Below are 13346 nucleotides of genomic sequence, written 5' to 3' on the forward strand. Positions count from 1 at the left end.
ACACTCCTGTAATTCCGAATTCTGAAATCCGAATTCCGACTTAGTCAAACCTCAGCATCAACGCAATTTCAAACTGCAAAATCTGTCGGAGGTGCGGAGTTTCGTCATCCAGCTTTTCGTGAATCTGACGGTACTCGATATAACTGCTCATCGACGCAATCTTGTTGAACTGGTAGCCCGCACTCGGGCGGATAAACCATTCGTGCGTACGCGACGGCACCGTCCTATCCGTCAAGGTCAGTTTCGGATTATAGACGGTCTTCGGGACATCGGCGTACAGCGGGTCGTCAAAATGCCACTGTCTAAAGACACCGTCCGTTCCGCTCTCCTTGTTCCACATATCGTAGCCGTCTTCAGGATCGTACTGCTTGCGGATGGTCTTCTTGTAGTCGTAACCGGCTGTAAACTTGAGGTCGACCGAGTTCTTGAACTTGAAGAACCACTTGAAGAACTTGACCGCCTTGTCGAGCTTAAGCGGATAAGTAATGGTGAAGTCGTCACCGATATTGAACATAAAGTCGTTATAGAGCGACGTATGGATCCACGGCGTTTCCCAGAAGTAATCAGTGGTATCGCGGCTATTGCCCGCCGAATCGGGCCACGTGGTAATGCCGATAACTTCTTCTTTCGGGCGACGGTCAGTATCTTCGATCTTCATACGCACGCTGTTTTCGATTCGCATGTTATTCTGCAGCAAGAACGTCACGCGAATCAACGGGTTGAAGTTAATACTCTGCGACCAGGAATCTTCGGAACTCTGGAACGGATGCACCGTCGTCGTATAGGTGTAATCGAAACGATGGAAGGTCGACACGCTGCGGAAACCATTCAGGATCGATACGCGCTGCGAGAAATTCGGGACCGTCACGCCGACACCAATCTTCGGCCACACCGTCGTCGTATCCAAGTAAAGCGGATATTCTCTCGCCTGGGAGAAGTCCTCCTTCCACTGCAAGTCACCCTGGACTCCGATATCCCAAATCGGGAGCGTAATTCCCGTTCCCATCTGGAATTGGCGAGAAACGGAGTGACGGAAATTACCCTGGTACACGAGCGTATCCACGTGATGGTTACGGTACTGCGCAAAGCGACGGTAATCGTCGCGGTGATCTAGCCCCATATCGCCTGTGACGATATTGTAGAAACCACGATTCCGATAGCCGTTACCGAGGCCAAGACCATACAGATAGTACTGCAACGGAGTCACGTGCTGTTCCTCGTTGAGCTGAGCCAAGGTAAAGTTCTCACCCACGGTGTTGGTGCTTGCGGTCCAGCTAAAGCGGATTTCACGCCATTTTATCTTGTCGAAGGCGCTCGCAACAAAGTTCCCCTTTCCGAACGCATTTGCGAAATCGAGAATCTTTAACGTCGGCGAGAACTCAAACCGGTTCGTCTGCGAAATCGTCCAGTAATTCTTTTCGATCATCGTCTCGTCCTTGAAATCGAAATCGTCCGGAATGGTCTTCTGCTGGTTGAAATCGGAACTAAAATTGGTCGTAAACGGCAGGAACGGAATCAGGCGCGGGTTAAACCCAATCTTGAACTGCTGCGAACGGGCTCGTTCGTTGCGCAGAATACCGTAGGAGCGGCCATATTCCCTGCGACCCACACTATCCACCTTGTAGAACACCGTGGTATCGTAGCGGATTTCGTAGGAATCAGGGTTCTGCATGTCGATGGCAAGAGTATCGCCACTCTCAGAAATCCTAGCAATCGTATCACGCGGAATGGCTACAATACTGTCGCCCGACACATAGACACGACGGTCGGTATGGTCATAGTCAAAGATATAATCGCTTGCAAAAAGGCCACCGTCACGCGAGGTAAAGAAATTCTTTTTCACGAACGCTTCGCGGTCGCCACCACCGTACATGTCGCGCTTGACATTCAAGGAATAGCTTGTCGTGAGGAACGAGAAAATGTTCCAGCGCATATTCAGCTTGTGGCTCAATTCAGTCGTGTAGGTGACAATCTTGTCTACCTGCGGTTCTACAAAATCCGGATCACGGTTCTGGTTCACGTAGCGAACATAGTTCAAATCAAATAGCGTCACGTCAAATGTCTGCGGCCAGGGTTCGAATTCCGTCTTGGCGAGCGGTTTCAGCCATTCGAACTTGGACAGAGCGTCAAGCGGCCTGAAACGGAACATGCTGAACGTACCCAGCTTATACTCGATAATCGTATGGTAAGAATAGGACGAATCCGCCGAAGTCGTCGCACGGCCTTCCGACTCGTTGTAAGAATAGCTGAAGGCCGGACGATCGAGGAATATCTGCGACATCACCTCGCCCAGCTTGGAATCGCGGGCATGGTAATCCTTGCGGTAGCTGATGCCGAAGGAACGGTCACGCACATAAGACTGGTAGCCCTTAGATTCCGCTTCGTCGCGCAGTTTCTGCTCTTCCTTGTCGCCATCCACTTCCAGCCTTCCCTGGAACATATCGCCTGTCATATCCACGAAGCTACTTCTCTTGAGCATCATGTCGTCAGTCGGTTTCATATAGGGGCGCTTGGTCGAACTATGATAGCCGAGCGAAAGAGGAATGTGGAATCCGGAGCTATCGTTCAGGAACTTGTTCAAGTTCATCGTGAAGTCACCCGCCACATCGATCTGGGAGGCGGCTACCGAAGTTTTCGGCTTGGGCGAACCATTCGAAGTCGAAAGGGTCGCGAAATTACCATCCTGGTAACGAATGGCTCCCGATAGCGAAATAAAGTCGGCAAAATTCACCTGGCCACTTGTACGCGCCGCATAGCCCCATTCGGTATCCATATCCGAAAGGCGGAGGTCATCGAGCCAGAAGGTTCCTTCCAAGTCGCTTTCCGAAGCGTTGGAATCTGCAATAATCACGAAACGCATCCAGTCGATGCTCGTAATCGACGGATTACCCACCAGTCGGAGTTTCTCTTCGCGGTCGCCACCCAAATCCTTTTCGACTGCAGTCAGGTACGGCGGACGGCGGCCTCGCTTCAAGTCCGAGAAGTCGGAAACATTCATCGCGAAGGCGTTGTCGAGCCAGTTACGTTCATCGCAGTCCTGCGGGCGTTCCGAGCCCTTCTTGCAGGTGTAATTCACCGGGCGGAAGCTCCATTCGTAGTAGTCGCTGGAACCTTCGAGCGAGCCTTCACCGAACTGTATAGCAAATCGCACCGGCACCGAAGTTGCATCCGTCTGGTAATGGATTTCCATCTTCAGCGAGCGGTAGCTCGAAAAATCCTTCACGTCCGTTTCAAAAATACGCGTCACGCCCACTTCCTGTCCCGGACTCATATTGTGGTAATCGAGCACCAGCGCCGTTTCCTTCAGCGGAGCGTTCGAATCGGAATCGCGTTCCGTCTTCGTATTCGGCGACTTGTGATACTTGTCCGCATCTTCACGGTTGTTAATCGTCTTTACGGTAATGTAGTTCGTGTCCTTCGCCGTCACATTTTCGGTCACCATCGTTTCGACGCCGTTCACTTCCACAATCTGCGAATGTTCCGTCGAAGAAGTCTGGTACAAGTCGGCCACCGTCGTTTCTTCCCAAGCGTTTCCTACGACGGCAAGATGCACCACCTGCACCTTCGCCTCGGCCACGCCATTATTCAGCTTGCCCAGCCAGAGCCTGCTGAACTGCGACTCCGCAAGAATCGTCTGGTAATCATTTGCCGTCGCCGAGACAATAGTATCGTACTGGTACAGCGGAATGCGCCACTTTCGCCATCCGTTCTTAAGGATATCGAAATGGGCAGCGTTCGTATCAGACAAATCGATGCGGTAACGCACGAAGCTGATATCCTTGTCCAAGGAACCGTTCTTGTTGATATCTTCGGTATCGTAGGTGCGTTCGCCCGAGTTCTTTTCGGTTCCGTTGATAGCCCGGGGAGGATCGCTTTCTTCATCCAGGTCGTCGTTAAAATTATCGTGAGCGATATCGTTCGACGACGCATCCACATTGCCCATCCGCACGCTATATTCAGTGCCCTTACAAGGATTGGTTCGGCAATCCCAAACCGTGTCGATTTCGTCAGATCCACTTACGCCATCAAGGCCCTTGTCATTGAGCGCCGTCGATGTCCCCAAGTCATTTTCGCCGTTGTAATCCCCGTTCGGCGCAGCTCCGTTAATCGAGAGGTCTTCGCTAATAAGACCCAAGTCCAGGTAGAGCGAACCCACGTTTCCGCGCGCCACCACTTCGATATACTTCATATCGCTCATATCCTGGTAGTAACTACTGTTCGGACGCATCACGCCACCCCAGGAATTACCAGCCAAGTTGTCGTTCGCGCGGAGCGTCATCTTGAGTACCGTCAGGTGCTGATTGTCAACATCGGAATTTCCGACTGACGGGTAAATGTTCTTGTAAAGTTCGGTATTGTTGCTGTGCCAGATAAACTCGCCCTTGTGCCGATAATCCTGGCTTTCGATGTAGGTCAAGCTGTTCTGCTCCACACCGCCCGGAGGCGACGCCAGGTACCACGACAGACGGGACAGCGGATAAGTCAACCCCGAAGTAGTCGCCTCGAAATCTTCCACCAACGCAGAGCTTTCTTCACTCGTGTTTGCATTGTGGCGGCTCGCCGCGAATTCCGCCTCGAAACGCCAGCTGGACTGCGCCGTCGTATTGATCCCCGGAATCAGATTCACCAGTTCCGTGAGGGCCGGAATCGTATCCTGCAAACGGAGGTTCATGCCCAACAGCACGCTGGAGTACGGTTCGTTTCCGAGCGTCGGAGTCTTCGCCGTGGTACTCTGGCTCTTGTACAAGGCGGTGACGCCAAACACGGAACCAGCACCCATGCCGTAAAGGTCCAGCGGAAGTTCCGCACGGGCGCCCAGCAAAAGCTTGTTGTCGATTTCGAACAGGGGTTCGCATTCGTAGCTCACCTTGATTTCCTTGTTCGGATCAAGAGCGCGTTCACTCAAAAGTTCAATCTGGCCGAGCTCATAGTTGACTTCGTAGTCCGTTCCGCGAATAAGAGTCGTCGATCCCGCCGTCACCTTTTCTGTACCCGGCGAAATATCCATACAGGAACTTCCGCTCACCGAATAGCTCGAACTCGGGTCTCGCACGCTCAGCACGGAATTGCGACGCTTACCTACCGATTCAAAATAGAAGCGGTTCGTGTAGCGCTGGAGGTTGTAAACAGGAAGCGTATAGAGCTGAGCCATCGCCGCCGAGGAATCAAGGTTACGCATCGGTTCCAAGCAATTCTGCTTGGCCAGTTCATCGGGATTCTTCGCACCGCTGTAAACCGGATCCGACGACTTCTTACAGGGGAGCCACATTTCACCCGTGTATGTTCCCGAAGCGTCCTTCTTGAAAATCGTAGCGTCATTCACCAACGGTGTTCCCGTGGTCGTATCCACCAGGCCAAGTTTCTTGAGGTAATCCCCGGAGATACCCGATTTGTTCATCATGCGCAAAACGAAACTCGAAGAACTCGCATCAGAAATGCCAATCGAATACACATTACGCAGCATGAGCTTGTCGATATCGACCAGTTCCGAAAGGGATGCGTCCCACTGAATAAGGGAAACCGTATCCCCTTCTTTCACCGAGGATTTTCCGCCACGGTCTTCCGTCCAGCTCGCCGCAAGCAAGGTGTTGCGGTTCACGCCGTTCACCTTCACTACGCCCATTTTCGAATCGTAAGTAAAGTCCGTATTCGGAATCTGAACCATGCGCTCCACGAGCTTCACGACCGTTTTTCCGCCAGGCGTCGTGTACCGAACATAAACATTATCAATGACGCCCGTCGCACTGTTCGTGACTCCGCGCTTATAAAGCCTGAGTTCCGAGGCTTTCTGGTTCCAAGTCCTGTTTCCGCCGATGGCCGCATTGACGTAGTCCCTCCTGATCGACTGATTCAGGAAGTAGTAGCGGTAAGCGACAAACTGCTTATCGAGAATCTGGAACTCCGTCGTCGATTCACTGGACTTCAGGCTGAACTCTTCCTGGTCGCCACCGTCCTGCGAGGCAATCGTCGTAAGGCGCCAGTCACCAAGTTTCCAGTCGGCCTTGATACCGAACAGCCCCTGGTGGTTCTCGGAATAACCCGTGAGTTCCGTACCCGTCAAGGCGAGGTTCGTGGTACCGGCTTCTACACGCTGCAGAATGTAGTCCTCGAATTCGTCCTTGTACGATTCTTCGTAAACAACACGCACCTGGTTGCGGGCGCCCAGCCCTTCTTCCACGTTGTTGATTTCAACCGTGATGTACGGGCCGATCTTGCCCTTCACCATGAAGTTCGGCGTATAGTTCAAAGTAGGGCTGGGCCACAGACTCGTCTTGGTGCTACCTTCGGCGTCATCCTTTTCGCCGTAGCCCTTCAAGCGGATATCCATCGTTCCCTGGAGCATCAGCTTCGGCTTGTCCAAGCCAAAGTCGCGCATCCACGCGGGCATTGTCACGGGAATCGTGATGTCGAACACCGAACCCACCTCGGGGGTCTCGTATCCGTCGTTCGCCTTCCCGACCAGGTCGTTCAGCCACAGGCTCTTCTGGCCGATACTGTACATGTCCGACACATAGTCCGCAAGTTCCGGATAATGCGCCGTCCACAAGGTCGTCGTGTCACGCGAAACGGAGTTCACGCGCTTTTCGCTCACGTCCATTTCACGGGTCGAGACATTGATATCGTGACTAAAGACCTGCCCCTTGCTGGTACTCATCAAACGCGGCGAAGAACCGATACCGCCGAACGGCAAAAGTCCATTCAACGGGGTCGCCGAAGGAGGCAACGATATGTATTGGTATGTCGGCTGCCACTCGGTTTCAGCCGGATCCGGCTCCGTGGTTTCAGCGTCACTGGCAGACACTACCGAAACGGAGTCGCTCTGGGACCAGGCGATTCCTACGGCAAGGGCGATAGTCGCCACCGGCCACAAGTGTTTCAAACCATCAAAAAACACAGTCTTCTTTTTATACAGGTTCCCATAAAATACTGAATTTGCACCCGGCAAAACCACCTAGATTACAAGAAAAGCCTGCAATTTTGCGCGAAAATAGAAAATTTTCAGTCTTAACAGGCGCTTATCTAGAGTAAAAGCATTCTTTTGCGGGAGGGGACTCAGCTCGGAGTTGTTAGTGCGCAGTGGGGTAAGAATCTTCCTTTGCTATCGCACTATCTAAATCGACAAGTGGAAATTTCAGGATACCCTCCCAGTTGGCGAGGTACAGGGTGTCACCTACGGCAATCATGTCGTAGGTGACGTCATTTGCGATACATTTCCAGTCATCACACCAATTTCCCTTTATGAGTCGCCATCCTTTTTCCTCGTTTCCGTATGGCGAGCCATAGTCACCCATATACACCGCGGGGAGAGACGGGTTGTCACCGGCAACAAAAAGATGTTCTCCGTCCGAAGCGAGAGTATATCTCCTGGAAGGAGTGTTGTGGAACGTTCTATGCCCCCTATTAGGATCAGCGAAAGGATCGTTTGGGTCAATAGACTCGTCATACGTTTCTATTACACTATCCACAGGATTCCAGCGGTCAAGTGCCTCGTCATATTCAAGGACGTTGGTCGAAAATTTTTCACCTATCACGTAAATTTTTCCTTTATGGACAACAATATCCATGATTTGTTCAGATATTTCTTCCTCCGTTGCCCAGGTTGCCCAAGCAGGGTAAGGAATTTTAGAAAGTTGTGTCCATGATCCATCATAACGCCAAACCCCGCGGGCCCCGCTAATGGCATACAATTTACCATTCAGTTCCACTCCCTTGTGAAATTGGAAGGGATATTCCTTGGACGAATCGTAATCATAAGTAATATCTACCCAGCCCGTATCGGTCTGCATTTTCATGAAAAGCACAATATTGTCGTCCCGCCTGTCCGCATTATCAGCATAGCCGGCAATGCAGACAACAGGCTTTCCCCTATATGTCGTAATTCCATAAATATCAAAGGCACCTTTAGGGTCAAACGGAAGCGTATACAAATCAACCCAGGATTTCTTTTCGAAATCATATTTCAGCACTTTCCCGCTAAGCTGCGTTCCCGCATAAAGACCTGTTGAATCGCCATAGATATATCGAATCCATTCGGAACTAGAAAGCGTATCCCATTGCGTAGAGCCTATTTTCGACGCAAATACCCTCGGGGTCGTCGTAATTTTTCCTGGCGAAGTATATTCGTTGCTTGAATAATAATCATCACGTAATACAATCCAACCATTTACGTGAAAAATTCGCCTCAGACCTCCATACATTTTTGAAGGATCCGGAACTGGCTTAAAGTCATCCCACCGCCAGCCATAAAGTCTTTCGTCTTCACGGTTTTCTGGCCCCGACGAAGTCTTATCTGTACAGGCAAAAAGGAATAGAGCCACAAGCACTGCGAAAAGAGCCCTCATATTAGAACCTCCACACATATTGCATTTCCAAAAGACTCGGCGCATCATAAGATTGACATTCGCTAACAGAAGGTGGTTTTCAATCAATACTAATATGCCTCCGGGTACGATTGTTCCTTGGCTATAGCGCTGTCCAGGTCAGCAAGGGGGAATTTCAGCACACCGCTCCAGTTTGCCAAGTACAGGGTATCCCCAACCACTTCCATGTCGTAGGTTTCCTGTGTCGACAGGCATCTCAGATTCTCGCAAAAATTGCCCTTCACGAACCGCCACCCCTTTTCCTCGTTTCCGTAAGGCATGCCGTAATCTCCCATATACACGGCTGGCCAAGGAGGATCTCCTACTATAAAAAGATGTTCGCCATCGGAAACTAAAGCTAACCGATCACTTGACGTATTGTGAAACGTTCTATGCCCCCTATAAGGGTCTGCAAAAGGATCGTTTGGGTCAATAGACTCGTCATACGTTTCAATTACACTATCTATAGGATTCCACCGATCCAGATTTTCATCATATTCTAAAACATTCGTTGAATATTTTTGACCAATAACATAAATTTTTTTTCTATGAACAACGATATCCATAATTTGTTCTGAAACATTATCCTCAGTTGTCCAAGTCGCCCAAGCAGGGTAAGGAATCTTTGAAAGTTGTTTCCAGCTTCCGTCAAAACGCCATACCCCGCGGGCACCGCTAATGGCATACAACCTACCGTTCAACTCAACACCCTTGTGAAACTGAAAGGGATATTCCTTGGACGAATCGTAATCGTACGTGATATCTACCCAGCCCGTATCCGTCTGCATTTTCATAAACAGCTTTATCGTTTCTGGGCGAATATCGGCCCTGTCATCGTAACCCGCAAAACAGACTACAGGAAAACCTTTATAGACAGCAATTCCATAGACATTGTAGAATCCTGTTGATGCAAATTCCAATTTATAAATTTCATCCCATAACCGTCTACTAAAATCATACTTTAAGACTTTGCCGCTTAATTGCGTTCCCGCATAAAGTCCCGTAGAATCTCCGTAGATATACCGAATCCATTCGGAACTGGAAAGGGTATCCCATTGAGTGGAGCCGATTCTAGACGCATATATCCTAGGAGTCGCAGTAACCTTTCCCGGCGAGGTGTATGCATTGCTTGAATAATAATCATCCATCAATACAATCCATTCCCCTACATTGTAGATTTCTCGCAGACCTCCAAACATTTTCGAGGCATCCGGGACAGGCTTGAAATCGTCCCACCGCCAGCCATAAAGCCTTTCTTCCTTTTTTTCAACCGGTCCCGTAGAGGTATGGTCCGTACAGCCCAAAAGGACGAACGCAACAAGAATCGCAACAATCAATTTCATGCTAGAACCTCCACACATATTGCATTTCCAAAAGACTCGGTGCATCATAGGATTGACATTCGTTAACTGAAGGGATTTTTCCATAAACAACGTTTCCATCCGAATCAATCAAGGCTATACCGCAAACCGTCTTATCGAACACGCTCCAATCTTTCAGATGAACGCCGATGTTTCCTTCGATTACGGAATCCCCGGGATAAAGAACATATTCATTGAAAAACAAGTCCAATTCCCATACATTTTCACCGCTGTTGCGAAGCATTGGCCTTGAATAGGGCGTGTACCAGTCCCCTTCGGGGATATATAGTTCCCTGCCCTCCGGGACACGGAACCACAATTTGGCATGATAGTCCTTCAACGCGACGGAGCCCGTATTTTTCACAGTGACCTGGGGTTTGAACATATTGTTCTCCCAAGGAGCGACATCCGACCAGGAAATGATTCCCTTGGGTGCAGGAATCAAGCCGTTGTCGGAACTTCTGAACGGTTCTGGTTCCTGTCCCCACAGAATCCGACCATTAACATCATAAACGACAATTCTCTTATTCATCCTAGGAACACCGATGTTATAGTCGGCAGACCAATCATCCAAATAATCGAAGTCACTCCAATCTCTTTCATAGTAGAGCCGTATTTGCCAGCCATCTAAACTGGGGAACGCAGACATCGCATTCAATACAGAATCGCTTGCATCAAGAACAAATCGCCACTGGTCACCACCCAAATTTTCCAGAGTCACTGGAATTTTAGGATAATCCACTACTACTTGGGGAAGCCTCGCCGGGTCCGCCGTAAAGTAATACGCCACCTTGAATCCGAGTATATCTCGATCAGAAGTATTCGCCACAAGAATTCTTGGACGCGAAGTATTCACCTCGTTTTCACCACGGGCCTCGCGATGCATAACAAAAATACTTCCTTCCGTTTTCTGCACATCAGGTGGAGAAGGCGGAAGCTGGGAATCCTGGTCTGTTACAGTCCCTTCCCCTGCTATTACTGCAGGCAAGGACTCTCCACCTTCCCCCAAAATGCAAATGGAAACATTGGCCGCCATTTCTGGTATGGAGTATTCCTTTGAAAACGTTTTTCCGGAATAATTTTCGAATAGCGCCAAGATATTCTGTCCATTCCTTTGCAGTCGCGGAACGGTAGCAATATCTGCCGACACAACAACATCCCGCCAGGTACCACCATCAGCTACCATATAGTCCACATAAGAACCCACGCCCGGTTCATACACGGCATCCAAAGTATTTTGCACATAAGACACTCGAATTCCATGCTTACCCTCGTTTAAGAACACGGGTACAATATTAAAATCGCCTGTCAAATCTACACAGCCATCCTTTAGGTAGATTACTTTTGCATCCGGTTTTTCGGCCAACAAGTTGTCACAGCCACAGTCCAACGCACAAGCAATGTCAAGTCCTTGTCTGGTGGAGGCTACTGTTCCAGGAATACCACCCATATGAATAACCGTCTCCCAAGGTGCCAAGGCATCATGGAACAGGTAGGGGCGCGCAGTCCCTAGTTCAGCAATATCTGCATCGGATATGCCCAATTCCTTACTTTCATATTTTTGGCTCTCGGTTTCCACAATCAAATCGCTATTGGTCAGCCACGTTTCTCGGACATTGTCCAATATGGTCAGCAGCGAATCATTTACATCGATGTCGGCGTTCACCGTCCCTTTAGTATAAGCTTCCAACAACTGGTTCACCTTTTTTTGCAGATAGGAATCCAGCGCAGCGCAGGCCATCTTATCTTCATCAGAGTCAAATTCCGGACATTTTATTCTCAGCTTTTCATCAAAACCTTTCAGAAGTTGCACGACCACCATAGAGACATCGCCAGAGTATAGCGGCAAAATGTTCAGCCGTTTTCCGTTCGGAAGTCTTGGATACGACTCTCCATTTTTTCCATCATTCAGTTTTCTCATAAAATCATTTTCTTTATAAAGGTAATCGCCCAAGGTTCTATTCTCGATGGCCATATCGCGATATTCGGCAGCTGCATCTAATTCAATAGACCACGGAATATTGAAAATACCCGGCCCAGGAGGGTCTATATTGAAACTTATCTTATATGGGCCAAGATACGGTCCCGACACATAGACATTATACTCAGCCAAGGCCACTGTAGAAACAATTGGAGCGGCTGTGGCTACGGCAGCCCCAGCGGTTGCAGCCCCCATCCCTCCAACAAAGATTGCAGTTCCCCCCGCAGTTGTCGCAATAGGCCCCACAATAGGATCACCAGCAATAACAGAGAAGGCCATTCCAAGTACTCCCAACGAACCACCTACAGCTCCCGAAGCCTTGCCGAAAAGTACAGGAATTAGCGGATTTAAATAATCAACCCCTATTTTCAAATTCATCAGCGAATGTCTCACCGCATTTCCGGAATAATATGCATTCAAATCATCAATGAGAATTCCCAAACCGGGATGAGAAGGAATATCCTTTGAATCTTTGGAAGCAGTTGCCGCCCCCAGATGCGGCGTATCGACCGTTACGAGTCGCCCAATGTGGTTTGCAGGGTTTTCAGGTCCGGCAGAAGCGTTTTCTGCCCGGAGTCCCCGTAGCATTTCGCGAACGACAAGGCCTCCCTGGCTGTGTGCCACGATGTCAACAATCAATTCCGGATGTTCCCGCCATTGCAAATTCGAATCCTTATAGAAATCATCCAAGACCTCTATCAAACGCCTATACAGCTTGCTAGATTGAGAATCTTCTCCATCAACTCCAGTCCAGTGGGGATTAGCATCCTTCCATTTATCATCAACAATACTGCCTGGAGCCTGGAAGAAGTATATTCCATTGTGATTTATGGAATCTTCCGAATTGTTAATATTTAGGAACCTAGCCAAAATGTCAGGGGCAGAACCCCTATCGTACGCCTTCACCAAGCCCTTTTGGAATCTATCATCTCCCTTATTTATACCATCCTTACCTTTTTCAACAACTGGTTCTACACCCCAGGTTTTGTAGTCATCGTTCAGTCCATGAACAAAAATAACCGGACGGGACAACCTACTTGGACCGGAAACATATTTCCAGTCAGGATACGCAACCTTTCGACCATTCCATGCAGCAATAAGATTGCTTATCGGTACAACATTTTTTTTATCTTCATTAGCCCGATTGCGATAAGCCTTAAATGTATTCGTTGAATAATTATAAGTATCAACGTCAACAAAATACTGAGTTCTTTCATCGTCACTACAATTGAGTTTGCAGTTAGACAATTCAGTTCGCCAAACAAATACTCCCCTATATGTAATATGATTGCTACAGGTTACCGTATAATCTAGCGTATAAACAAGCATCCAATGCCATGTATCAAGAATAGTCCCTTTCTCCACAGCCTTTTCGAGAGATTCTGCCAACGACGTAACATGAAACACTCCTTCCTTGAAATTCGTTCCATCAGCATTTACAATGTCTGTACAAAAACCAAATGGGAGATAGCCGTTCTCGTCGTAATGTATAATGGAGCTTTCTGTTGCTTCAGCTCCTGGAGATGTAATTTCGCCTACGTAAGATCTCTTATTTTCCCCAGGCAATAATTCTGCTACGGCGAAATCCCAGTCAGCAGCCAAAACTTTTACCACTCCCAGGAAAACAATCATATACGCTATATA

4 protein-coding genes are annotated in these 13346 nt (G+C 49.0%); all 4 read right to left on the minus strand.

Annotation, left to right across the window (positions count from 1 at the left end):
• Positions 1-40: 40 nt before the first annotated feature.
• On the minus strand, positions 41-6880 hold the full coding sequence (gene sprA, locus Q0P86_RS09960; protein ID WP_295039164.1) for a cell surface protein SprA: 6840 nt from the start codon (positions 6878-6880) through the stop codon (positions 41-43).
• A 187-nt stretch (positions 6881-7067) separates the two neighbouring features.
• Entirely contained in the window at positions 7068-8342 is a 1275-nt protein-coding gene (locus Q0P86_RS09965; RefSeq protein WP_295039167.1) for a hypothetical protein, read from the minus strand.
• An 89-nt stretch (positions 8343-8431) separates the two neighbouring features.
• Complete coding sequence (locus tag Q0P86_RS09970; protein ID WP_295039169.1) at positions 8432-9703, minus strand: hypothetical protein; 1272 nt, start codon at positions 9701-9703, stop codon at positions 8432-8434.
• Between the two features lies 1 nt (position 9704).
• Complete coding sequence (locus Q0P86_RS09975; RefSeq protein WP_295039171.1) at positions 9705-13334, minus strand: hypothetical protein; 3630 nt, start codon at positions 13332-13334, stop codon at positions 9705-9707.
• Between the last annotated feature and the right edge of the window lie 12 nt (positions 13335-13346).

The sequence above is a fragment of the uncultured Fibrobacter sp. genome (assembly GCF_946062555.1).
Taxonomy (GTDB): domain Bacteria; phylum Fibrobacterota; class Fibrobacteria; order Fibrobacterales; family Fibrobacteraceae; genus Fibrobacter.

Coding starts and splice junctions, on each gene's coding strand:
- Q0P86_RS09965 (WP_295039167.1), bottom strand. CDS start 8,342: ATGAGGGCTCTTTTCGCAGTGCTTGTGGCTCTATTCCTTTTTGCCTGT.
- Q0P86_RS09970 (WP_295039169.1), bottom strand. CDS start 9,703: ATGAAATTGATTGTTGCGATTCTTGTTGCGTTCGTCCTTTTGGGCTGT.
- Q0P86_RS09975 (WP_295039171.1), bottom strand. CDS start 13,334: ATGATTGTTTTCCTGGGAGTGGTAAAAGTTTTGGCTGCTGACTGGGAT.